This is a genomic window from Janthinobacterium sp. HH106, assembly GCF_001758725.1.
Lineage (GTDB): Bacteria > Pseudomonadota > Gammaproteobacteria > Burkholderiales > Burkholderiaceae_D > Janthinobacterium.
The window spans coordinates 70,964-92,176 of the sequence record NZ_LRIC01000001.1 but is presented as its reverse complement, the minus strand read 5'-3'; the positions used below and the strand labels follow the sequence as shown (position 1 = coordinate 92,176).

Here is a 21,213-nt window from a genome sequence, read left to right as displayed (position 1 = left end):
TTCGGGGCACAGGCAGCTCCGTCTTGCAAGCCATGGATCATTGTTCTTGCGGCACCTCCGTGCTCCGGGACATGCTGTATGGCGTATGCGGGAGCGTCGAAGAGATGTGCTGCGATGGCGGCGGAGATCGCGCCGGCGGAACATCGCGCGCAGAAGATACAATATCAGTGCTGTAAACGATACCCTAATTCACCGCAACTGTACACGGAAACCGTGATTTTTGAGCAAAAAGCGTTCCAGCAATAGACCTCCGGGATGCCGTATCATGCCGGCTCCGATGCCAACGCCGATGCCAGCTCCGCCGTCCCCTGCCCTTACCATGCCCACCCCGCCTTTATCCCACGATCCGCAACCGCAGCCGCCCAGCAAACCGGGCAACGACGAGTGCTGCCACAGCGGCTGCACCTTTTGCGTACTGGAAATGTACCAGGAGGACCTGGCCGCCTACGAAGCAGCCCTGAGGGCGTGGCAACAGCGCCAGCAAGCCGCTGCCGCGCCCGCCACCCAGAGCGTCAGGAAGCCGCGCAAGCGCGCTTAACTTAATTCAATTAAAAGCTTTCCCACTCATCCACTGGCACGGCACGGCGCGCCGTACTGGCCAGTTGACGCGGCGCCGGTGCCGGCGTCACGGCTGCCGACGCCTTGACAGCCTTGACAGGCGCACGCGGCCGGCTTGCGGCGGCGCTGGCCACGTCGAGCTTGAAGATGCTGACCACTTCGCTCAGGCTGGCGGCCTGCTCCTGCATCGACTCAGCCGCAGCGGCCGCCTCTTCCACCAGGGCCGCATTTTGCTGCGTCACCTGGTCCATCTGGGCAATGGCTTGGTTAACCTGTTCGATACCGGCGCTCTGCTCGCTGCTGGCGGCCGTGATCTCGCTCATGATGTCCGTCACGCGGGTGATGCTGGCAACGATGTCATCCATCGTGCGGCCCGCCTGATCCACCAGTTTCGAGCCCGCCTCGACTTTCTCGACCGAATCGCCGATCAAGACCTTGATATCCTTGGCCGCCGCGGCCGAGCGTTGCGCCAGGTTGCGCACTTCCGTGGCGACGACGGCAAAGCCACGCCCCTGCTCGCCTGCGCGCGCCGCCTCGACGGCCGCATTCAGGGCCAGGATATTGGTCTGGAAAGCAATCCCGTCGATGACGGCGATGATGTCGACGATCTTGCGCGACGATGCATTGATCGACGCCATCGTGCCCACCACTTCGCTGACGACCTTGCCGCCCTCGACGGCGATGCTCGACGAGGTTTGCGCCATGGTATTGGCCTGGCGCGCATTGTCCGCATTCTGCTTCACGGTCGACGTCAGCTCTTCCATCGACGAAGCCGTTTCTTCCAGTGAACTGGCCTGCTCTTCCGTCCGCGATGACAGATCCTGGTTGCCGGCGGCGATCTGGCTCGACGCCGTGGCGATGGTATCGGTGCCGCCGCGTACCTGGCCCACCAGGTTTTGCAGGCTGGCATTCATGTCTTTCAGGGCTTGCATCAATTGTCCCGTTTCGTCTTGCGATCGCACAACGATATGCGCCGTCAAGTCGCCAGCCGCCACCCGGCGCGCCACGCCGACGGCCTCGATCAACGGACGCGCCACGCTGCGCGCCACCCACAGCGCCAGCAGCATGCCGATGATGACGATGCCCGCCACCAAGGCGATCAGGCTGGCGCGCGAGGCCGCATAGGTTGCGTCCGCGCCGGCGCTCGAGCGCACGCCGCCGTCCGTGTTAATCGCCACCAGTTTATCGAGCGCCGCCATCATGTCCGTCATCACCTGGGCCGACGGTCCCACGGCCAGCGCGCGCGCCTCTTCCTTTTTCATCTCGCGCGACAGGCTCAGCATGGTTGCATGCAGGCGCATGAATTCATCATTGAGTGCCAGGAAGCGCTCGAACACGTCCTTCTCGCCCGGTTCGGAAATCAGGCCGCGGTACTTGTCGGCATCGGCCTTCAGCCTGGCCTGGGTTTCCGTCATGCGCGTTTCGTTCTGCGCCATGTCGGCATCCTGCGCGGCCAGCATGTGCGCCAGTTCCCAGCGGCGGAAATCGCTGACATCGCTGCGCATGGACATGGCCGCCAGCACGCTGGGCATCCAGTTGTCGGACAGGTCCGTCGACGCGGTATTGATGCGCGCCATGGAAAAGATCGCCGACACGCCCAGCGCGGCCGTCAGCAGCAGCACGGCGCCAAACGACAAGATCAGCTTGGTGGCAATTTTCAGATCAAAAAACCATTTCATGCGTTGCGTTCCTTCATTAACAGGTAAACGGGACAAGACAGGCGCGCACCAACACGGCGCAGGTAATGCGGCGGCTCATACCGAAACGCCGGTTAAATTTCCACAAGGCAACATTTTACCACCGACGCACTGCAGCGCAGAGTGGTTTGATCGCGGCATGCGGCCAAAGTTCAGGTGTAGCGGGCAGCGCGCCGCATTTTTGTCCAAACACGGTTGTTTCCAAACGGGAAAATGAAGAGCAGGCGTAGGAGTTGGATGACACGGGGCAATGTTCCTAGCCTACATAAGCACGTCGGCTCATCCGATGCCCGTCATTGCCCCCTGGTTCTATAGTGGATACAAGATTCAGCACAACGCTAGCAAGCCAGAAAAGCAGCGCCATCCAACAAAATCAGAAGACGAGGCCCTACCATGTACAAAGCTTATAGCAACCTGACACCAGCAACGAATAGCCACGCAGCCGCCCAGCACAACTGGCAAGCCGCTCCGGCCACACCCATGATCAGCATCACGGGCGCCCAACAGAACGAATTGCTGCGCGCCTTGTCGCGCGCCGATCTGGAGCGCCTGTTTTGCCAGCTGGAATTGGTCGCTTTGCCTGCCGGCAAGCACCTGTTCGATTGCGGCGGCAAGATTGAATACACGTACTTCCCCACCAACGCCATCGTTTCCCTGCTGTATGTGATGGAAGACGGCGCCACCACCGAGATCGCCGTCATCGGCCGCGAAGGCGTGGCTGGCGTGGTGCTGTACGAAGCCGAGCGCGCCACCTGCACCGCCATCGTACAGACGGCAGGCTACGGCTACCGCCTGAAAACCGCCTTCCTGCGCGAAGTGTTCAATGAAGGCGGCGCGCTGGCGCAATTGCTGATGCGCTACACCAGCGCCATGTTTGCGCAAATGGCGCAGAACGTGGTGGGCGGCCGTCATTGCAGCATCGAACAAAAACTGTGCCGCTGGCTGCTGGACCGCCTCGACCGTTCCCTGTCGAACGAACTGAAGGTCACGCAAGACACCATGGCCAACATGCTGGGCGTGCGCCGCGAAAGCGTCACCGTCACGGCGCGCAAGCTGCAGGACGAAGGCCTGATCCAGTACCGTCGCGGCACGGTCGAAGTGCTCGACCGCGAAGGCCTGGAAGCGGCCGCCGGCAATTGCTATAAAGCCGCACGCGCCGGTTTCGAACAATTCCGCAGCGGCATCAGCGCGCACAATTAAGCCACGTCGCAAGCTGATGCGGCAGGAAAGCAACACCTTGTACCACCATTTGCCACTTCGTCTTGCTTGGCAACAATCCAGCCTCTATTATTCTCGTTGAAATTACCCAATAGAAACTTTAGTTTCAATTGGGTAATTTATCGCGTACATAATTAGACCAACGACTGGAGTCAGTAAGCATGAAACAGCAATACCTGATCGCCGCCCTACTGGCAGGCATGTTCTGCGCAAGCCAAGCCCAGGCAGAAATCGCCATCGCCGCCGACCTGGGTACGACTGGCGTCGGCGCCCACCTGAGCGTGCCGCTGCAATCGAATCTAAATGCCCGTTTTGGCGTCGGCTTCCTGAATTACTCCTACGACTCCAGCACCGAAGACGTCGACTACAAGCTGAAACTCAAACTGCGCACCTTCGACGCCTTGCTCGACTACTTCCCCATGGACGGCGCCTTCCGCGTCAGCGCCGGCGTCGTGTACAACGGCAATAAAATCGATGCCAAAGGCAAGCCGAACAAAAGCGGCAGCTACACATTGAACGGCAACACCTATACGGCGGCCAGCGCTGGCCAGCTGGACGGCACCATCGATTTCCGCAAGGTCGCCCCCTACATCGGCATCGGCTGGGGCAACCCGGTGAAAGAGGCAGGCTGGAGCATTTCCAGCGACATCGGCGTATTGTTCCAGGGTTCGCCGAAAACCTCGCTGCACAATACCGGCTGCGACCCGCTGGTCTGTGCCGCCCTGAAAACGGACGTTGCCGCTGAAAACGAAAAACTGTCCGACAAGGTCAAGGATTTCAAGGCATATCCAGTGCTGCGCATCAGTGCCAGCTACCGCTTCTAAGCTGGGGCCAACCCGCCTGGCATGATATCGAGGCACGCTGCGGCGTGCCTTTTGCATATTCCGTGTTCTTAAAACGCCGCAGGCCAAGCATTGCGACAAGGGCGCATAACTGGCACTTCGAACCGCACAGGCCACATAAACAACCACCTGCCGGCACGGCATTCCCGATTGTGTCGCCCCGTCTGCACTGTTGCATACCCCGCCAGCAAACACCTAGCCGGTACAATATTGCCATATACCCCTACCTGGCGCCCTGCGGCGCATTGCGCCGGCACTATGAAAGAATAAATGGAAGACATCAATTGCGAAGGCTTGCCGCACATCCGCGTATTGGCAGGCGAAAACACCAGCGGTCCCGTGTATGAAACCCTGCCCGCGCGCCAGATCGACGAGCACGTCTACGAACTGCTGGCCTCGCCCGGCCTGACCCTGAACCTGGCGCGCGGCGACATCGTCAACATCGCCAACCCGCTCGCCCCCGCCGAAGTCTTAAAGCGCGGCGGCAACTTCTGCATCCAGATCTACGCCGACGACGTGCCGCAAGCAGCAGTGGACCAGCTCGAGCGCGACGTGCAAAGCCAGCTGGGCGGCACCCTGGATGGCCAGTACAAGGGCAACCTCACCTTCAGCGTGCCGGGACACCACGGCATCTACAATGTCAACGGTCCCTTCGACGCCTTCCGAGAAGCAACGGGCGTGGAATGGTACTTCGCCAATATCTACGTCAACCTCGATGACGACGATGATGAAACCTTGCTCAACTGGTGGGTGGATATGTAAGGTTGTCCGTGCACCAGGCGGGGCCATGACACATGTCAATGTTCTGTATTGCTCTGGCCCACATCAAGATGCTAACCCACGCCTTGCGTACGCTCTCTCTATCGTCGGCCACAGAGAGAAACGCTATGCCTTACAAAAAGGCGGTATCGCGAAAGGCACAGTGATTGCCACCTTCGTCAACGGCCGCTATCAGAATCTGCGGCAGGGCAATCATGCGGCGCTGTTCATCCGCCAGGTGCCTGGCGGCATAGAAATTTTCGACCAGTGGCGTAACCACAAGCCCAGCGCCCGCGTGATCTACTTCGGCCGTTCGGCGGCGGGGGCATCGAATCGTCCCGAACTCTATTCGGTAGTGGAATGAAGCCGCTCGCACTGGCGACATTGGCCATCGCGGCCACGGTGATGCAGCCAGCTGCCGCGGCCCCCATTGCATCCGCTTCTTGCCCGCAAGCGCCTCCCTCAAGCTGGAACCTGCCGGCCAGCAAACTCGATGGCGTACGCGTGCTGTCCTATCCGGCGCATCAGCCGCCAGCAGCTGGCGAAGCGTTGCCTATCCTGGCCCCGGACAAGGAATGGACACGCAACGGCACCTTGCATCAACGCTGGGACATCAATTTTGATGCACCCGAGTATCTGTTTCAGGTGGACTGCCTGTATGCCGGTACCGAACGCTACCTGCGCATGGCTTTGCCGGGCGTCAAACAGTGCGTTGCAGCCATTACACAGCAAACGAAAATAGTCAGTTTTCAGTGCAAATAGTGCGCTCAATACCACTCCTCAAGCCACTCCCCCGCAGTTGCGTCAAACATGCAAAAATCCATTCAGAAATGACTGGTAAGCAAGGTCAGCAAGCGGCAAGCGCGTTCGATGTGCGGCAGCCCTACGATTGACATATCTCAAGGTAGCGTCCCAGCACCTTGTCCATGCCCTGCTCGATGCATTCGACCACCAGCGCGTGGCCGATCGACACTTCCAGGATGCCGGGAATGTCCAGGAAGCGCGCCAGGTTGTGCAAATCGAGGTCGTGCCCCGCATTCACGCCCAGCCCCAGCGCCTGTGCCCGCCGCGCCGCCTGCAGATACGTGTCAAACACGGCCTCGGCCTGCCCGCCGCCATAACTCTCGGCAAACCGTTCCGTGTACAGCTCGACCCGCGCCGCGCCCACCTCGCGCGCCCATTCCAGCGCCGGATAGTCGGCATCGACGAACAGGCTGACGCGGATGCCCAGGTCGTTCAATTCCCCAATAACGGGGCGCAACAGCGCCGCATGCCGTTCGATGTCCCAGCCGTGATCGGACGTCAGCTGGCCCGGCATATCGGGCACCAGCGTGCATTGCGCCGGGCGCGCGTCTTTCACGACCTGCAGGAATTCCGCCGCAGGATAGCCCTCCACATTCAGCTCGCGTCCCCGTTCCGCGCACAGGCGCTGCAAAGCGGCAACATCATCGTAGCGCGCATGGCGCTGGTCCGGGCGCGGGTGCAAGGTAATGCCGGCGGCGCCCAGGTCGAGAAAGCGCGCGGAAAACGCGAGCAGGTCCGGGAAATTGCGGCCGCGCGAATTGCGCAGCAGGGCGATTTTATTGACGTTGACGGAGAGCTGGGTCATGAAAGGAATGAAGTGAAAGTGACGGGTCCGGCAGCGATTGTAGCGGATCGCCCGCGCAGGGCACGGCCAACCGAACTCAGCGCTACGTGCTACGATGCAAGACAAGTTCCACGCTTTCAATACATACCATGACCTACCAGCTATTCCTGTTTGACCTCGACGATACCCTGCTCGACTTCCGCGCGTCCGAAAAACGCTCGTTTCTGCACACCATGCACGAACTGGGCTTGCGCGACGGCATCAACGCGCTGTTTACCCAGTACCAGGCGATCAACGTCGACCTGTGGAAACGTTTCGAGACGGGTGAGGTGAGCAAGGATTTCCTGAAGGTGGAACGCTTCCGCAAGACGTTTGCGCTGAACGGCATCGCCATCGACCCGGAACTGGCCAGCCGCCTGTATCTGGAATCGCTGCCGGACACGGTCGTGCTCATCGATGGCGCCAAGCAAGTGTGCGAAACGCTGTCGCGCATTGGCGAAGTGGGCATCATCACCAACGGCGTCGAATCCATCCAGAACCGCCGCATCGCCGCCTCCGGCCTGAGCGACTACATTTCCTTCGTCGCCACCTCCGAAGCGTGCGGCCACGCCAAGCCAGACGTGCGCTTCTTCGAATACGCGGCCAACATGGCGCGCGCATTCAACAAGGAAACGACCATCATCATCGGCGACCGGCTAGACGCCGACATCCTGGGCGCCAACCGCTACGGCATAGCCAGCTGCTGGTTCAACCCGGACGGCATGGCCAACACCTCGGCCGCCATCCCCACCTGTGAAGTCGCCAGCCTGCACGAGATCGCGCCGCTGCTGGGCATGATGCAGGTCAACCTGAAACAGGCTTGATCTTCCACAAGCGCACCATCTGAAATACGCTGGCGGCGGCACGAAAACACGCCGCTGTTCGCGTACCATCAGGGCTCGTCCATTCTGGTACCAGCCCATGCCTTCCTACACCGTCCTGATCGCCATCGCGGCAGTGATCCTGTTCCTTGCCATGCTGGCCACGCGCCAGGCTGCGAAATCTCGCAGGCCGCTGCGTCTGCAAAGAAAACCCGTCATGACAACACGCGAACAGCAGATGTACCACCTGCTGCAAACGGCCTTGCCGGAATGCACGGTGCTGGCGCAAGTGGCGTTTTCCGCACTGGTGACGGCGCAGGGACGGGCAAACAGAAACCGTTTCGACCGCAAGGTGGCCGATTTTGTCCTGTGCAGCCAGCAACTGAACGTCATCGCAGTGATCGAACTCGACGACCGCAGCCACGCCGGCCGCGAACGCCAGGATCAGGAGCGCGACGCCATGCTCAGGCTGGCCGGTTACGTCACCTTGCGCTATGCCAACTTCCCCACCCAGCAGGCGCTGCGCGCCGATGTCGAGCAACTGCTGCTGAAAAAATCCGGCGTCGTATCTGCCTGCTGACACCATCCAGACATCAATCGCGCGTCAGCACTTCCAGCAACTCAATCTCGAAGATCAAATTGGAATGCGGCGGTATCAAACCCACCTGCCGCTCGCCATACGCCAGATGCGCGGGCACCCACAACTTGCGCGTGCCACCGACCTGCATGCCGTGCAAACCCAGAATCCAGCCCTGAATGACCTTGTTATTGCTCAACACGCAGCGGAAAGGCTCACCCCGTTTGTGCGACGAGTCAAACTCCGTCCCATCTTCCAGCCAGCCCCGGTAATGTGCCGTGACCAGCGCGCCACGCGCCGCCGCCTTGCCGTCGCCTACCACGATATCGTCAATCTTCACTTCAGCAGTCATCTCGTTTCATCCTTCGTCAATCGCTATGCCGCGATTGTACGACAGCACGAAAAAAGCCCCGGCAGTCACCTGTCGGGGCTTGTTCTATTGTTGCTCAATTCTGGTGGACCTCCCGTGAATCGAATACGGCATCAATGGATTATGAGACACATGCTCTACCTAAAAAATCAACCAAGAAAATCACCAGAACATAGTTTCCTTAAAATTAATTCTCTACTCGCATACCATTTTCATTGATGGAATTAAGTGTCGCCTCCAGAGAATCGCAGATGCCGCCAATAAATCTTATGGCTCTATCAACAGATCGCTTTTCAAAATTATTATCAGGTTCATAATAATACCTCCCCCGGAAATCAATTAAGTATTCAACAATAGAAGTTTCCTCGTTCGTGAAAACACCTTCCAGCTCCAAAACTCGACAATTAGTTAATATATCACTTATCGGAAGCTCAAACTTAATCAAGATTAGCTCAAGTAAAGCTTCCATTTTTCTCCAAGCCACCTCGAAACTTACACTTACAAATTTATCCCTATCATTGACACGCTCAACAACATCTTTAACTTCTGACTCTGGCACAGTTACCTGCGGAAGCTTACTCAAAGCATTTATCAATGTCTCATTCAATTCATTTGATATCTCTAACACTCTATCAAATTGACTCTTATTTAATATTGCATTATGAGCAATAATGCAGCGATAAATATACAAATCATCCCATCTCTTCTGCAAAAAAGTATCATCACAACTTACCAAGGATGAGAAATATCTATTCCAATTTGATTCAGGCAAGCACGATTTTAATTTCTCTAAATCTTCTGTACTTTCCGCAGCTTTAATTCCACTATACAGTTCCGCAATCCCAGTTTTTGTATATGGCTTAATTAAAAAATGTGCCAAATGAATAAAATCAAGGTTATGAAGTACATTTATTTTAGAGGATCGCTTACCTTTATTTATAACATCATTTATTTCTGGAGGAGAGGTCTCAACAACCCAATCAGTTCCAATTTTAACCAACATAAAATTTGAAATTAATTTCCTCATCAAATTTTCGACCTGATGAATTATGGTATACGCTTTTTTAGAATAGCAAAAAGATATATCATCCCACAATGTTTCCACCTCGGCATTTATTCTTGAAAATAGTCCTCTAATAATTTTTAAAAATTCGGAAAATTTTATCAGATCACCATCAGCATCGCTATCAATTTTGAAAAGTACGTGAAAATAATGCTGATTTCTTCCAGTCACATCTCCATCATGAATCTTGTAATCACAAACAAAACTCTCTTTAAAGTGAATTTTACCTCCGTTAATTACAATTGAGGAATCAACCTGCAAAAATTTATTAAAACTAATAATTGAATCGCAAAAAGTACTTTGCTTATCCATAATAGCCAAATATTCTACACTAACCATATTTCCTCATTTTTTAATTTTCGAAAAATAATCTACACCATAAAAGCAGGGAATCTCTTTACATATTTTTCCAAATGCTCCGCTGAAAAGTGTGCGTATCGGCGAACCATCTGCGCACTCTCCCCCCCCAAAAACTCCTGAAGCACATTCAGAGGAGTAACATATTGCACATGCCAACTTGCTCAAGTATGCCTCAAATCATGCCAACGAAAATCATCAATTTCGCAACGTTTCAGCGGTTTATACCAAGGGGTGGCAGGGTCAGGTCCGCCATTCAGACACACAAGGGGTGGCAGGGTCAAAGGGGTGGCAGGGTCAGGTCCGCCATTCAGACACAAGCCCAACCATAGCCGCATTGAACAACGATCATGACCCGTAGCGTGCTCAATTGCCAATACAAGGTCGAACGACTGGCAGACTACGCGATGCCTCTTACCCGTTCCATACCGCCATAAAGATGGAATTGGTGACGAAACCAGCAGCTATCACGCCCAAAAGACCAAACCTTGCGACGATTGTCTCGCGCATAAAAAAATCCCCGGCAGTCACCCGCCGGGGATTTTTTTGCTGCTAATTCTGGTGGGCCTCCCGTGAGTCGAACACGGCACCAACGGATTATGAGTCCGCTGCTCTAACCAAGCATGAGCTAGAGGCCCGGGGACTGCGGCTTGGCGGCGCTGTTGAAAACCCGCCTCGCGCGGCCGTTTTGGAAACGGACACGCGAGGATAGGGGTATCAGGGGCGCACGTCAAGCCCTATTGGCTTCTAGTTGCCTTCCAAGAAGCTTTTCAGCTTGTCGGAGCGCGATGGGTGGCGCAGCTTGCGCAGCGCCTTGGCTTCGATCTGGCGGATGCGCTCGCGCGTCACGTCAAATTGCTTGCCCACTTCTTCCAGGGTGTGGTCGGTGGACATTTCGATGCCGAAACGCATGCGCAGCACTTTGGCTTCGCGTGGCGTCAGGGAATCGAGCACGTCCTTGACCACGCCCCGCATGGACGCGTGCAGCGCTGCGTCGGCCGGGGCCAGGGTGTTGTTGTCCTCGATGAAGTCGCCCAGGTGGGAATCGTCGTCGTCGCCGATCGGCGTTTCCATCGAGATCGGTTCCTTGGCGATTTTCATGATCTTGCGGATCTTGTCCTCGGGCATCTCCATCTTGATCGCCAGGGTGGCCGGATCGGGCTCCGCGCCTGTTTCCTGCAGGATCTGGCGCGAGATCCGGTTCATCTTGTTGATCGTCTCGATCATGTGCACGGGAATGCGGATCGTGCGCGCCTGGTCGGCGATCGAGCGCGTGATGGCCTGGCGGATCCACCAAGTCGCATACGTCGAGAACTTGTAGCCGCGGCGGTATTCAAACTTGTCGACGGCCTTCATCAGGCCGATATTGCCTTCCTGGATCAGGTCGAGGAATTGCAGGCCCCGGTTCGTGTATTTCTTGGCGATCGAAATGACCAGGCGTAAGTTGGCCTCCGTCATTTCGCGCTTGGCCTTGCGCGCCTTCATTTCACCGGCCGCCATCTGACGGTTGATGTTGCGCAAGTCCGGCAGCGGCAGTACGACACGCGCCTGCAGGTCGATCAGGCGCTGCTGCAATTCCTTGACGGTCGGAATGTTGCGGCCCAGGATGGCGCTGTACGCGTGTCCTGCGTTGACTTCGCCATCGACCCAGTCGAGGTTGGTTTCATTGCCCGGGAAGACCTTGATGAAGTGGGCGCGCGGCATGCCGCAGCGGTTCACGGCCACGTCGAGGATCTGTTTCTCGATATGGCGCACTTCGTCGACCTGGCCGCGCAGTGTGTCGCACAGCTTTTCCACGACCTTGGCCGTGAAGCGGATGCCCAGCAACTCTTGCGAAATGGCTTCCTGCGCCTTGGCGTAGGGCTTGGAGTTGTAGCCTTCCTTTTCGAAGGCGCGGCGCATCTTGTCGAATTGCTGCGAAATGACGGCAAATTTTTCCAGCGCCGTGCGTTTCAGGGTTTCCAGCTGTTCGGCCGAGAAGCCGGCGGCGCCCGAAGCGCTCGCTTCTTCCTCTTCTTCCTCTTCCTCTTCTTCCGCTTCGCCTTCTTCCTCGTCTTCTTCGACGGGAGCGGACACGACAGGGGCGGCGGCGACCGGTTCGTTTTCATCGACGAGGCCGTCGACGATTTCATCGATCTTGATCTCTTCGTTGGCGATGCGGTCGGCGGCGGCGATGATTTCGGCGATCGTCACGGGACAGGCGGAAATGGCCTGGATCATGTCTTTCAAGCCATCTTCGATGCGCTTGGCGATCTCGATCTCGCCTTCGCGCGTCAGCAGCTCGACCGAACCCATTTCGCGCATGTACATGCGCACGGGGTCGGTGGTGCGGCCAAAGTCGGAATCGACGGTCGACAAGGCGGCCTCGGCCGCCGCTTCCGCCTCGTCGTCGCTGGTGACGACGGCAACGTTATCAGACAGCAACAACGTTTCCGCATCGGGCGCGTGCTCGTAGACGGCGATGCCCATGTCATTGAAGGTACCAATGATGCCTTCGATGGCTTCCGGATCGACAATGTTTTCGGGCAAGTGATCGTTGATTTCCGCATACGTGAGGAAACCGCGTTCCTTGCCGAACTTGATCAGGGTCTTGAGTTTCTGGCGCCGGCGCTCGAGTTCTTCCTCGCTCGCTTCCGTGTCGGACGAGAACGCATCCTTCAGCAGCGCGCGCTCTTTCGCCTTGCGGTCCTTGGCCTTGGCCTTGTCGACGGCCTTCAGCTCGGCCCGCTCGACGGCGTTCAGGGCGGCGACTTCATCATTTTCTGGCTGGAATTCTTTTGGCTTGCGGCCGCGGCGGCCTGGCACTTTTACCGACGGCAAGACATAACCGGACGTATCGATGGCCGCCAGGGTGGCGGCGTCGGTGGTCTGGCTGACCACGGGCGCGCTGGTCACGCGCGCTTCTGGCCGGTCGAGCGCCTTTTCGGCTTTCGTGGTAACTTTAGTGGGCTTTGCAGCCGCTTTGGATTCGGGTTTCTTGATTGGCACAGGCGCTTTCGATTACACAACGACTTGCTTTACGGTGGATTAGGATAAAGTTTGCTGCCAGTTCCCTGTCTACCTGCGGGAACCACCATCTTCGAACCTGCCGACTACGCAAATTCGACACTGTTACGTTACTTACACCTCATCGGCCACGATCCGCGGGAAGCGCAGCAATTCCTGTCCACCGGCTGTTGCCAGCCGTCTCGGCAAAAATTCCTGCATCGACCGCGTTGGGAGCGAGAGCCTGGCGCGGCTTGCCAGCGTCTGCGAGCCTTGCCCGCAACGCCGAAAGCGCCAGTTGGCCCTGGCTGCCGACACGATCCACCGCGCCGATCAAGAGCCTAACTTACTGAAAACAAATACTATTTACGAAACAGAACTAGCTTGCCAAAGCACACAATACTTAGCATTTAATTATAGCACGCGAAAAATGTTTTTCCAGTGCGCGACATACCCTCAGGGCAAGGTTAGCGATTCACCAACTCGGCATCGCGTTCGCGTTCCAGCTCGCCCTGCTCCTGCATGATTTCGCGGTAGCGTACACCAATTTTCTCCGATGGCAAACCCGACGCAAACAATTGCTGCAATTCCGCCTTCAAGGCATTCAGTTTGATCTCGCGGATGGTGCTCACCAGCCACGACAATTCACTGTCGTAATCGGATTCCGTGCCGGCCGCGATCTCGCCGATGATCTCGTCGTATTCGCTGCCCAGCTCCTTCAACTGCTGCGCCAGCGCGGCAAAACTGCCGTGCTCGCCCAGCGCCTGGCCCACAGCCACCAGTTGCCCCAGGCTGTGCGCCGCATCCGGGCCCAGGTGCTGGAAGGCGGTCAGGGCCGCCTCGTCGATGCGCAGGGTCAAGGGCGGATGCGCCACCAGCATGCGCATGATCTTCAATTCCAGGCCCACGGGCACGGGACGGCCCGATTTCGGCGGCGCGCGGTGCGCCACGGCAACGGGTTTGGCCAGCTCGAACAGGGCTTCGATCTCGGCCGGCGTGGACTGCGTCAGCTGCGCCAGGCCGCGCACGATCTGCAAGCGCAAGGACGACGGCGCCATCAACTGCAGCAAGGGCTTGGCGTCGAACTGCACCCGGGCGCGCCCTTCCGGTTCCGACAAATCATGCTCGCCCGACACTTCTTTCAGCAAGAACTGCGACAGCGGCATCGCTTCATGCACTTGCTGCTCAAAACCTTCGGCGCCGAATTCGCGGATATAGCTGTCCGGATCGTGTTCCGACGGCAAGAACAGGAATTTGATCGTTTTATTGTCCGACACGTGGGCCAGACTCGCCTCCAGCGCGCGGCGGGCGGCGCGGCGGCCGGCCTTGTCGCCATCGAAGCTGAAAATCACGTTATCGGTCTGGCGCAGCAGTTTCTGCACGTGGGTGGGCGTGCACGCCGTGCCCAGGGTGGCCACCGCCTGCGGGAAACCCATCTGCGCCAGCGCCACCACGTCCATATACCCTTCCGTCACCAGCACGTAGCCGGCGTCGCGGATGGCCTGGCGCGCCTCGAACAAGCCATATAGTTCGAAACCCTTGGAAAACAAGGGGGTTTCCGGGGAATTCAGGTATTTCGGTTCGCCATGGTCAAGCACGCGGCCACCAAAGGCGATGACCTGGCCCTTGGTATTGCGGATCGGGAACATGATGCGTTCGCGGAAACGGTCGTAGCGCTTGCGGTTGTTGCCCTCTTCATCGACCTTGTCGATCACGAGACCGGCCTCGGCCAGGGCCACCACGTCGTAATCGGGGAAGACGGAACGCAGATTGTCCCAGCCGCCGGGCGCGAAACCCATGCCGAAGCGAGCGGCCACTTCGCCCGTCAAGCCCCGGTTTTTGAGGTAGGCGATGGCTTCCGGCGCGTGGCGCAATTGCCCGCGGTAATAATCGCAGGCCTGCGTCATGGCGTCGGACAGGGCCAGGCTTTGCGCCTGGATCTGCGCGCGCTGGGCCGGCGGGATCTTGTCGTCCGCTTCCGGCACGACCATGCCCACGTTTTGCGCCAGGTCCTTGACGGCGTCGACAAAGCCCATGCCCGAGTACTCGATCAGGAAGCCGATCGAGGTGCCATGCGCGCCGCAGCCGAAGCAGTGGTAGAACTGCTTGGTGGGGCTGACGGTAAAGCTGGGCGACTTTTCACTGTGGAACGGGCACAAGCCCATGAAATTGGCGCCGCCTTTTTTCAGCTGCACATAGCGCCCCACGACATCGACGATATCGACGCGGTTGAGCAAATCGGAAATGAAGGATTGAGGTATCACTGGCGAGGGCGGGTCTTGTTATAGGTCAGACTATACTACCGCACGTGGCCGGAGGTTGAGCCAGGTCAACGTGTGGGCTGTTTAACAGGCTGCCAGCGCGACGGCTGGCAGCCCTTGCTACTATTGTTGCTTATGCGGCTGGCGTCAAGGCTTTCTTGACCAGCGCGGAGACTACGGTCATGTCGGCGCGGCCGGCCAGCTTCGGCTTGACGATGGCCATGACCTTGCCCATGTCTTGCGGACCGGCGGCGCCCGAGGCGGCCACGGCGGCAGCCACTTCAGCCGCCACTTCTTCATCCGACAGACCGGCAGGCATGTAGCCGATCAGGTGCACCAGCTCGGCTTTTTCGATGTCGGCCAGGTCGGCACGGCCACCGGCTTCGAACTGGGTGATCGAATCCTTGCGCTGCTTGATCATTTTTTCCACGATGGCCGTCACGTGGGCATCCGTCAATTCGATGCGCTCGTCGACTTCCTTGCGCTTGATTTCCGCCAGCAACAGGCGAATCGTGCCCAGCTTGCCCGCTTCCTTGGCGCGCATGGCGTTTTTCATGTCTTCGGTAATTTGTTCTTTCAAGCTCATGGCAATCCTCGTTGGTCAGTATGGGAACGGTGCTCGTGCGCGGCCAGAAACAAGTACGGGCCACAAAAGCGAAAACCCGCTGCGGCGAACCGGAGCGGGTATGCGACTCATCTGAAGTATCACTCCAGGCGAATCAAAACAAAACCCGTGGCGAACAATGCGCCGAACTACCCGGGTTGGTTCTGACTGAACAGTCTTAGAATAATTTTTTCGGCAGTTGTTGGCTGCGGATGCGTTTGTAATGACGCTTGACAGCAGCTGCCAGCTTGCGCTTGCGCTCAGCTGTTGGCTTTTCGTAGAATTCGCGAGCGCGCAATTCGGTCAGCAGACCCGTTTTTTCGATGGTGCGTTTGAAGCGACGCATTGCGACTTCGAACGGCTCGTTTTCTTTAAGGCGAATAGTGGTCATGTAAAATTCAAACCGTTGAGGTGGTGTATAGGAAGAGATAGATAGTAGCAGCTTTTATTCGGAAAGGGAAGCCCCTCCCCCACTTGCGTGCGGCATGCAGCCTGCGGTCGCTGCCGGAATGTGGCGTAAACCACGCACCGGGATCGGCGCACCGGGCGCCAAAACCCCATATTACAGAGTAGCTTACTGCAAGGCAATACCTGCCGCCACGCCGGAAGCCCAGGCCCACTGGAAGTTGTAGCCGCCCAGCCAGCCCGTCACGTCGACCGACTCGCCGATGAAATACAGGCCCGGCACTTTATTGGCCATCATGGTCTGCTGCGACAGTTCGCGCGTGTCGATGCCGCCGCGCGTCACTTCCGCCTTGCGGTAGCCTTCGGAACCGTTCGGCACGATGGACCAGGCATTGATGGCCTGCCCCAGCTTGCGCAGCTGCGCGTCGGGCATGTCGGCGATGCGCGCGTCCGGCGCCAGGCCGTTCGTGGCCAGCAGGCAGTCGGCCAGGCGCTGCGGCAGCCATTGGGCGACGATATTGCCCAGCTGCTTCTTCAGTGTGCCCTTGCCTTCGATGAGGGTTTGCGCCACGTCCACTTCCGGCAACAGGTTGATGACGATGGGCTCGCCCGGCAGCCAGTAGCTGGAAATCTGCAAAATCGCCGGACCGGACAGGCCGCGATGCGTGAACAGCAAATCTTCGCGAAAACGCGCGCCCGTTGCCTTGCGGCCTTTCAGGCTGCCCGTTTCCACATCCACTTCCAGCGCGATGCCGGACAGCTCGGCAAATGGCGCCCAGCTGGCCGGATCGAACGTCAGCGGCACCAGGGCCGGACGCGGCTCGACCATCGCCAGATCGAATTGCTTGGCGATGCGGTAGGCAAAGTCGGTGGCACCGATCTTCGGGATCGACAGGCCGCCCGTGGCGATGACGATGCTGGCCGTCTCGATGTCGCCGCTGTCCGTCTGCAGCACGAAGCCGCCGTCATCTTGCTGGACAATATTATCGATCTTGCACGGCATGCGCCAGTGCACGCCGCCGGTGGCGCACTCGTCCTTGAGCATGTCGATGATCTGCTCGGCCGATTCATTACAGAATTGCTGGCCCTTGTGCTTTTCGTGGTAGCCGATCCGGTATTTTTTCACCAGCGCGAGGAAATCCTGCGGCGTATAGCGCGACAGCGCGCTCTTGCAGAAGTGCGGGTTTTCCGAAAGGAAATTTTGCGGCGTGGCGTTGATATTAGTGAAGTTGCAACGCCCGCCACCCGAGATGCGGATCTTTTCGGCCAGCTTGGCCGCGTGATCGATCAACACCACGCGCTTGCCTTGCTGGGCGGCAACAGCCGCACACATCATGCCGGCCGCGCCGGCGCCGATCACTGCCACATCAAATTGTTTTGCCATAAGAATTCCGGTCACCGCTGATTACAAAGACGCCATTGTAAACTGCGGCGGCGCGGCTAGCGCGGCCGTGCCGCAATCTGCCGCGATGTCGTCAAGCATTGCTCCACCTGTTCGGCGATCGATGGCGGCACGGGCACCTCGCCGCGCAGCACGGCCGCGATCCAGGCCGCCGTGGTGGCCGCATCGCGCTCGGCCGGCAAATGCGGCAACTCTTCCACCAGCAACTGCTTTTCCACCAGCACCGTGCGCTCGCCGTCGTGGAACCAGTCGATCTGCTGCGCCTTGTTGGCGTTGGCCACCGTTTCGCCTTCCGTGCCGCGCATCAGGAAGGCGTCGCCGCGCGCGGGATCGCAGGCAGTCAGGAAATATTCACCGAGCATTTCCAGGTATTCGGGATGCGTGTACGACACCAGGCGCAGGGCGGGAACGGCGAACGGCTGCATGATTTTCACGAGGGTATGCGTGGAATTGCGCACGCCCAGCACGCGCCGCAGCGACAGCATGTGCGCCAGGCGCGGCGCCAGCGCCTCGATGGGCAGGAAGGCCGCTTCGCCGCGCGCCATGGCGGCCTCGGCCTGCGCATGGTCCGGCGAGGCGGGCACACCCAGCGCGGCCAGCACCTCGGCCGTCGTGATGCGGCCCGGGTCGCTGGTGACGCCATGCACGAGCACGGGTGCGCCCGCGCGCGCCAGCAGCAGCGCCAGCAAGGCCGTCAGGTTCGCCATCTTGCGCGCGCCGTTGTAGCTGGGAATGATGATGGGCGCGAATTCGCCTGCCGGCGCGGCCAGCGGGACGAACGAGGCTTCGGCAGCGTCGAGGAAGCCGGCGATCTCGTCCACGGACTCGCCCTTGATGCGCATCGACAACAAAATGCCGCCCAGTTCCATATCCGACACGCGGCCCTCGAGCATGGCGCGGTACAGGGCGCGAGCATCGTCGCGCGTCATGCTGCGCGCGCCGTTCTTGCCGCGTCCTATTTCTTTAATGAAACGTGCAGCGGGAAATGGCTCGCCGGCCACGTCGGTATGGGGGATGGAAACAGTCGTCATGGCGCCAGCTTACACGGATTTTTCCCCGTGCAGACGGGCTGGCGGATGCCATAGGCGCCGATGCAACAGTCTTTCCAGCTATTTTTTTGATGAATGTGCTTCGTGCCTGCATCCAAACGCGCCGCCGCTGCGTATAAGACTGCACAGGGGGAACTCATCATGGAACACGCGATCAAACAGGAAACGGCCTTCGTCGGCATCGAAACGGGCAAGCTGCTGCTGAAAGCCGTGCTGCGCTCGGGCGGCGACGTGCTGTGCAAGGTGCTGGAAAACGACGTGGCCGGCTACCGCTGGCTGCGCAGCTGGCTGCAAAGGAACGACGTGCCCGTCATGGGCTTGCGCGTCTGCATGCGCCTCGACGCCCCGTACAGCGAGACGCCAGCGCGCATGCTGGCCGATATGGGCATGCTGGTCTGCGATGCCCAGCCCGCGCAGCTGGCAGACTATCTGCGCAGTCAAGGTTTGCCCGAGGATGCGGCGCACGGCGCCGTGGTGCTGGCCAATTACTGCGAGGACAAACGCCCCGCTGGCTGGACGCCGCCCTCGCCCGCCTACGTGGAACTGCGCCTGTGGCTGCGCCGCCTGCATGCCATCGTAGGCGTGCGCAAGCAGGAGTCGGCGCGCCTCGACGCCCATCTGCCGGCTGGCCAGCATGCGCTGCACGCCCTGTTGTGTCAGCAGATCGCCTGCCTGGACGCGCAGATACGCCAGCATGAAACGGCCATCCTCGCGCACGTGCGGCGCCATCCCGGCCTGCCCCGGCCGCCCGAGCTGGCCGGCAACTACCAGCGCATCGCCCGCTACAGCGTTGGCGCCAGCGTGACCGGCGGCCATTGAGCGTCCGGGAGCATGGGGCCGGCGGCGTGCAGGCCCTGCCATAAAAACAACTCATGCATTCCCGTTTTGGCCCCAACCCCGCCGCCAGGCCGCATTTCCGCTACACTATTGCCTCTTAAAGAACGCAATAGCGAAAGCCGAGCCAGAATCATGAATACGCCAGACATCGAAAATATCAACGTCACCTCTTTCGCGCCCATGCCGACACCGGCCGAACTGCACGCCAAGCTGCCCCTGTCGGAAAGCGCCTTCGACACCGTCAGCCGCGGCCGCGAAGCGCTGCGCAACATCATCGACCGCAAGGACCAGCGCCTGTTCGTCGTCGTCGGTCCGTGCTCGATCCACGACCCCGTCGCCGGCCTCGATTACGCGCGCCGCCTGAAAGCGCTGCAAGAGGAAGTCAAGGACACGATGCTGCTGGTGATGCGCGTGTATTTCGAAAAACCGCGTACCACCACGGGCTGGAAGGGCTATATCAACGACCCGTACATGGACGATTCGTTCAAGGTCAACGAAGGCATGGAAAAGGCGCGCCAATTCCTGCTCGACGTGTGCGAACTGGGCCTGCCCACCGCCACCGAAGCGCTGGACCCCATCTCGCCGCAATACCTGGGCGATCTGATCGCCTGGACCGCCATCGGCGCGCGCACGACGGAATCGCAGACGCACCGCGAAATGTCGTCGGGCCTGTCGACACCGGTCGGCTTCAAGAACGGCACCGATGGCGACATCAGCATCGCCGTCAACGCCATCCTGTCGTCGGCGCACCCGCACTCCTTCCTGGGCATTAACGCCGAAGGCAACGTCGCCATCGTGCGCACGCGCGGCAACGCCTACGGCCACGTGGTGCTGCGCGGCGGCGACGGCCGCCCGAACTACGATTCGGTCTCGATCGCCATCGCCGAACAGGCGCTGGCCAAGGCCAAGCTGCCGGCCAACCTGGTGGTCGACTGCTCGCACGCGAACAGCTATAAAAAGCCGGAACTGCAGCCGCTGGTGATGGGCGACGTGGTCAACCAGATCCGCCAGGGCAACCGCTCGCTGGTGGGCGTGATGATCGAATCGAACATCGTCGGCGGCAACCAGAAGATCCCGCAAGACCTGTCGCAACTGACCTACGGCTGCTCCGTCACGGACGGCTGCATCGACTGGGATACGACGGCCACCATGCTGCGCGACGCGCATGCGCATTTGGTCAATCGCCCAAAATAATGCCGGCGATGTTGTCGGATTACGGCGCTTTGCGCCTAATCCGACCTACGAATTGAGCCGCGTAGGTCGGCTTAGCGCGTAGCGCGTAAGCCGACACATCACTGCAGACAAAGAACGGCGCCCTGTGCGCCGTTCTTGCTTTTCCCTTCATCACGCCATCTGCACATGCGGCAGCACGGCGAACGATCCCGCCAGCGCCTGCTCCGCCTTGCTGGCCGGGATATTGAGCTCATTGATGTCCAGGTAGACGCGCCCGTCGAGGATGCGCACGGCGTACATGCGCGCCATGCCCTGCACGGGCGCCACCAGGCGGCCCGAATCGAGCTCGATGATCCAGCCGTTCTTCGGCCCCATCAGGTTTTTCTCCATCAGCACCCCCTGCGCCAGCGGCCCCCCCAGGCACGGCACTGTGTCGAGCAGCGCGTAGACCGTATCGTCCACCGCGCGAAACAGCGCCACGCCGGGCAAATCCTGCCACGCCAGCCCCCGCTGCACCATGCGCGCGCCCGCCAGCGGCATGTCCTTCAGGCGGCAAATCATTTTCCATTGTTCCGGCATCGCGAACTCCCTTGAAAAAGGCACACGCC

The 21,213-nt window shown here is 59.2% G+C and carries 21 protein-coding genes, 1 tRNA gene and 1 pseudogene; 10 read left to right on the top strand and 13 right to left on the bottom strand.

All coding sequences use genetic code 11. From position 1 onward, the window contains the following. Positions 1 to 319 precede the first annotated feature (319 nt). Positions 320 to 538 carry an oxidoreductase-like domain-containing protein gene (locus tag JAB8_RS00415; RefSeq protein ID WP_070287800.1) on the top strand — a complete coding sequence of 73 codons (219 nt, stop codon included), beginning with the start codon at positions 320 to 322 and terminating at the stop codon, positions 536 to 538. A 10-nt stretch (positions 539 to 548) separates the two neighbouring features. On the opposite strand, the gene JAB8_RS00410 is transcribed toward JAB8_RS00415, so the two are convergent. Continuing rightward, on the bottom strand, positions 549 to 2,237 hold the full coding sequence (locus tag JAB8_RS00410) for a methyl-accepting chemotaxis protein (RefSeq protein WP_070287798.1): 1,689 nt from the start codon (positions 2,235 to 2,237) through the stop codon (positions 549 to 551). Positions 2,238 to 2,735: 498 nt separating this feature from the next. Here JAB8_RS00410 and JAB8_RS00405 point away from each other — a divergent pair, with 498 nt between their 5' ends. From JAB8_RS00405 to JAB8_RS00385, 5 genes are all read left to right on the top strand, one after another. Next, positions 2,736 to 3,455 carry a Crp/Fnr family transcriptional regulator gene (locus tag JAB8_RS00405; protein ID WP_035828139.1) on the top strand — a complete coding sequence of 240 codons (720 nt, stop codon included), beginning with the start codon at positions 2,736 to 2,738 and terminating at the stop codon, positions 3,453 to 3,455. A 179-nt stretch (positions 3,456 to 3,634) separates the two neighbouring features. After that, complete coding sequence (locus JAB8_RS00400; protein WP_175444717.1) at positions 3,635 to 4,297, top strand: hypothetical protein; 663 nt, start codon at positions 3,635 to 3,637, stop codon at positions 4,295 to 4,297. A 288-nt stretch (positions 4,298 to 4,585) separates the two neighbouring features. Further along, on the top strand, positions 4,586 to 5,077 hold the full coding sequence (locus tag JAB8_RS00395; RefSeq protein WP_070287796.1) for a DUF4265 domain-containing protein: 492 nt from the start codon (positions 4,586 to 4,588) through the stop codon (positions 5,075 to 5,077). Positions 5,078 to 5,102: 25 nt separating this feature from the next. Then, entirely contained in the window at positions 5,103 to 5,438 is a 336-nt protein-coding gene (locus JAB8_RS28735) for a BPSL0067 family protein (RefSeq protein WP_139142879.1), read from the top strand. Beyond that, entirely contained in the window at positions 5,435 to 5,836 is a 402-nt protein-coding gene (locus tag JAB8_RS00385) for an STY0301 family protein (RefSeq protein WP_070287794.1), read from the top strand. Before JAB8_RS28735 ends, JAB8_RS00385 begins: the two co-directional genes overlap by 4 nt. Before the next feature lie 121 nt (positions 5,837 to 5,957). Here JAB8_RS00385 and JAB8_RS00380 read toward each other — a convergent pair whose 3' ends face one another. Next, on the bottom strand, positions 5,958 to 6,683 hold the full coding sequence (locus JAB8_RS00380) for a pyridoxine 5'-phosphate synthase (protein WP_070287792.1): 726 nt from the start codon (positions 6,681 to 6,683) through the stop codon (positions 5,958 to 5,960). A 128-nt stretch (positions 6,684 to 6,811) separates the two neighbouring features. Here JAB8_RS00380 and JAB8_RS00375 point away from each other — a divergent pair, with 128 nt between their 5' ends. Both JAB8_RS00375 and JAB8_RS00370 read left to right on the top strand, forming a co-directional pair. Then, positions 6,812 to 7,525 carry a YjjG family noncanonical pyrimidine nucleotidase gene (locus JAB8_RS00375; RefSeq protein WP_070287790.1) on the top strand — a complete coding sequence of 238 codons (714 nt, stop codon included), beginning with the start codon at positions 6,812 to 6,814 and terminating at the stop codon, positions 7,523 to 7,525. Between the two features lie 97 nt (positions 7,526 to 7,622). Beyond that, positions 7,623 to 8,102, top strand: a complete 480-nt coding sequence (locus tag JAB8_RS00370; RefSeq protein ID WP_070287788.1) for a DUF2726 domain-containing protein — start codon at positions 7,623 to 7,625, stop codon at positions 8,100 to 8,102. A gap of 13 nt (positions 8,103 to 8,115) precedes the next feature. On the opposite strand, the gene JAB8_RS00365 is transcribed toward JAB8_RS00370, so the two are convergent. The 10 genes and pseudogenes from JAB8_RS00365 to ybiB form a co-directional block, all read right to left on the bottom strand. Then, positions 8,116 to 8,451, bottom strand: a complete 336-nt coding sequence (locus JAB8_RS00365) for an FKBP-type peptidyl-prolyl cis-trans isomerase (RefSeq protein ID WP_070287787.1) — start codon at positions 8,449 to 8,451, stop codon at positions 8,116 to 8,118. Between the two features lie 205 nt (positions 8,452 to 8,656). Then, positions 8,657 to 9,871, bottom strand: a complete 1,215-nt coding sequence (locus JAB8_RS28730) for a HEPN domain-containing protein (protein ID WP_139142878.1) — start codon at positions 9,869 to 9,871, stop codon at positions 8,657 to 8,659. A gap of 32 nt (positions 9,872 to 9,903) precedes the next feature. Beyond that, positions 9,904 to 10,119, bottom strand: a pseudogene (locus tag JAB8_RS29780) (tyrosine-type recombinase/integrase); the annotation flags it as partial. A 329-nt stretch (positions 10,120 to 10,448) separates the two neighbouring features. Further along, positions 10,449 to 10,527 (bottom strand) — tRNA-Ile (locus JAB8_RS00360). A gap of 109 nt (positions 10,528 to 10,636) precedes the next feature. After that, the gene (gene rpoD / locus JAB8_RS00355) at positions 10,637 to 12,877 is read right to left on the bottom strand and encodes an RNA polymerase sigma factor RpoD (RefSeq protein WP_070287785.1); all 2,241 of its coding nucleotides are present in this window, start codon (positions 12,875 to 12,877) and stop codon (positions 10,637 to 10,639) included. Positions 12,878 to 13,341: 464 nt separating this feature from the next. After that, positions 13,342 to 15,138: a DNA primase gene (dnaG, locus tag JAB8_RS00350; protein ID WP_070287782.1), complete on the bottom strand. Its 1,797-nt coding sequence runs from the start codon at positions 15,136 to 15,138 to the stop codon at positions 13,342 to 13,344. 130 nt (positions 15,139 to 15,268) lie between these two features. After that, positions 15,269 to 15,721, bottom strand: coding sequence for a GatB/YqeY domain-containing protein (locus tag JAB8_RS00345; protein WP_070287781.1), 453 nt, complete (start codon positions 15,719 to 15,721; stop codon positions 15,269 to 15,271). A gap of 196 nt (positions 15,722 to 15,917) precedes the next feature. Then, positions 15,918 to 16,130: a 30S ribosomal protein S21 gene (gene rpsU / locus JAB8_RS00340; RefSeq protein ID WP_008451879.1), complete on the bottom strand. Its 213-nt coding sequence runs from the start codon at positions 16,128 to 16,130 to the stop codon at positions 15,918 to 15,920. Positions 16,131 to 16,313: 183 nt separating this feature from the next. Then, positions 16,314 to 17,528 carry an NAD(P)/FAD-dependent oxidoreductase gene (locus JAB8_RS00335; RefSeq protein WP_070287778.1) on the bottom strand — a complete coding sequence of 405 codons (1,215 nt, stop codon included), beginning with the start codon at positions 17,526 to 17,528 and terminating at the stop codon, positions 16,314 to 16,316. Between the two features lie 56 nt (positions 17,529 to 17,584). Beyond that, positions 17,585 to 18,577 carry a DNA-binding protein YbiB gene (ybiB, locus tag JAB8_RS00330; RefSeq protein WP_070287777.1) on the bottom strand — a complete coding sequence of 331 codons (993 nt, stop codon included), beginning with the start codon at positions 18,575 to 18,577 and terminating at the stop codon, positions 17,585 to 17,587. 159 nt (positions 18,578 to 18,736) lie between these two features. On the opposite strand from ybiB, the gene JAB8_RS00325 reads away from it, so the two are divergent. Continuing rightward, positions 18,737 to 19,414: a hypothetical protein gene (locus JAB8_RS00325; RefSeq protein ID WP_139142877.1), complete on the top strand. Its 678-nt coding sequence runs from the start codon at positions 18,737 to 18,739 to the stop codon at positions 19,412 to 19,414. Positions 19,415 to 19,564: 150 nt separating this feature from the next. After that, the gene (locus JAB8_RS00320; protein WP_070287774.1) at positions 19,565 to 20,626 is read left to right on the top strand and encodes a 3-deoxy-7-phosphoheptulonate synthase; all 1,062 of its coding nucleotides are present in this window, start codon (positions 19,565 to 19,567) and stop codon (positions 20,624 to 20,626) included. Positions 20,627 to 20,776: 150 nt separating this feature from the next. Here the strand turns inward: JAB8_RS00320 and JAB8_RS00315 are convergent, their stop codons facing one another. Then, entirely contained in the window at positions 20,777 to 21,184 is a 408-nt protein-coding gene (locus tag JAB8_RS00315) for a nitrite reductase (NAD(P)H) small subunit (RefSeq protein WP_070223110.1), read from the bottom strand. Between the last annotated feature and the right edge of the window lie 29 nt (positions 21,185 to 21,213).

Bases quoted from the DNA above. Each gene is read 5' to 3' on its own strand.
- JAB8_RS00415 (WP_070287800.1), top strand. From the start codon at position 320: ATGCCCACCCCGCCTTTATCCCACGATCCGCAACCGCAGCCGCCCAGC.
- JAB8_RS00410 (WP_070287798.1), bottom strand. From the start codon at position 2,237: ATGAAATGGTTTTTTGATCTGAAAATTGCCACCAAGCTGATCTTGTCG.
- JAB8_RS00405 (WP_035828139.1), top strand. From the start codon at position 2,736: ATGATCAGCATCACGGGCGCCCAACAGAACGAATTGCTGCGCGCCTTG.
- JAB8_RS00400 (WP_175444717.1), top strand. From the start codon at position 3,635: ATGAAACAGCAATACCTGATCGCCGCCCTACTGGCAGGCATGTTCTGC.
- JAB8_RS00395 (WP_070287796.1), top strand. From the start codon at position 4,586: ATGGAAGACATCAATTGCGAAGGCTTGCCGCACATCCGCGTATTGGCA.
- JAB8_RS28735 (WP_139142879.1), top strand. From the start codon at position 5,103: ATGACACATGTCAATGTTCTGTATTGCTCTGGCCCACATCAAGATGCT.
- JAB8_RS00385 (WP_070287794.1), top strand. From the start codon at position 5,435: ATGAAGCCGCTCGCACTGGCGACATTGGCCATCGCGGCCACGGTGATG.
- JAB8_RS00380 (WP_070287792.1), bottom strand. From the start codon at position 6,683: ATGACCCAGCTCTCCGTCAACGTCAATAAAATCGCCCTGCTGCGCAAT.
- JAB8_RS00375 (WP_070287790.1), top strand. From the start codon at position 6,812: ATGACCTACCAGCTATTCCTGTTTGACCTCGACGATACCCTGCTCGAC.
- JAB8_RS00370 (WP_070287788.1), top strand. From the start codon at position 7,623: ATGCCTTCCTACACCGTCCTGATCGCCATCGCGGCAGTGATCCTGTTC.
- JAB8_RS00365 (WP_070287787.1), bottom strand. From the start codon at position 8,451: ATGACTGCTGAAGTGAAGATTGACGATATCGTGGTAGGCGACGGCAAG.
- JAB8_RS28730 (WP_139142878.1), bottom strand. From the start codon at position 9,871: ATGGTTAGTGTAGAATATTTGGCTATTATGGATAAGCAAAGTACTTTT.
- JAB8_RS00345 (WP_070287781.1), bottom strand. From the start codon at position 15,721: ATGAGCTTGAAAGAACAAATTACCGAAGACATGAAAAACGCCATGCGC.
- rpsU (WP_008451879.1), bottom strand. From the start codon at position 16,130: ATGACCACTATTCGCCTTAAAGAAAACGAGCCGTTCGAAGTCGCAATG.
- JAB8_RS00335 (WP_070287778.1), bottom strand. From the start codon at position 17,528: ATGGCAAAACAATTTGATGTGGCAGTGATCGGCGCCGGCGCGGCCGGC.
- ybiB (WP_070287777.1), bottom strand. From the start codon at position 18,577: ATGACGACTGTTTCCATCCCCCATACCGACGTGGCCGGCGAGCCATTT.
- JAB8_RS00325 (WP_139142877.1), top strand. From the start codon at position 18,737: ATGGAACACGCGATCAAACAGGAAACGGCCTTCGTCGGCATCGAAACG.
- JAB8_RS00320 (WP_070287774.1), top strand. From the start codon at position 19,565: ATGAATACGCCAGACATCGAAAATATCAACGTCACCTCTTTCGCGCCC.
- JAB8_RS00315 (WP_070223110.1), bottom strand. From the start codon at position 21,184: ATGCCGGAACAATGGAAAATGATTTGCCGCCTGAAGGACATGCCGCTG.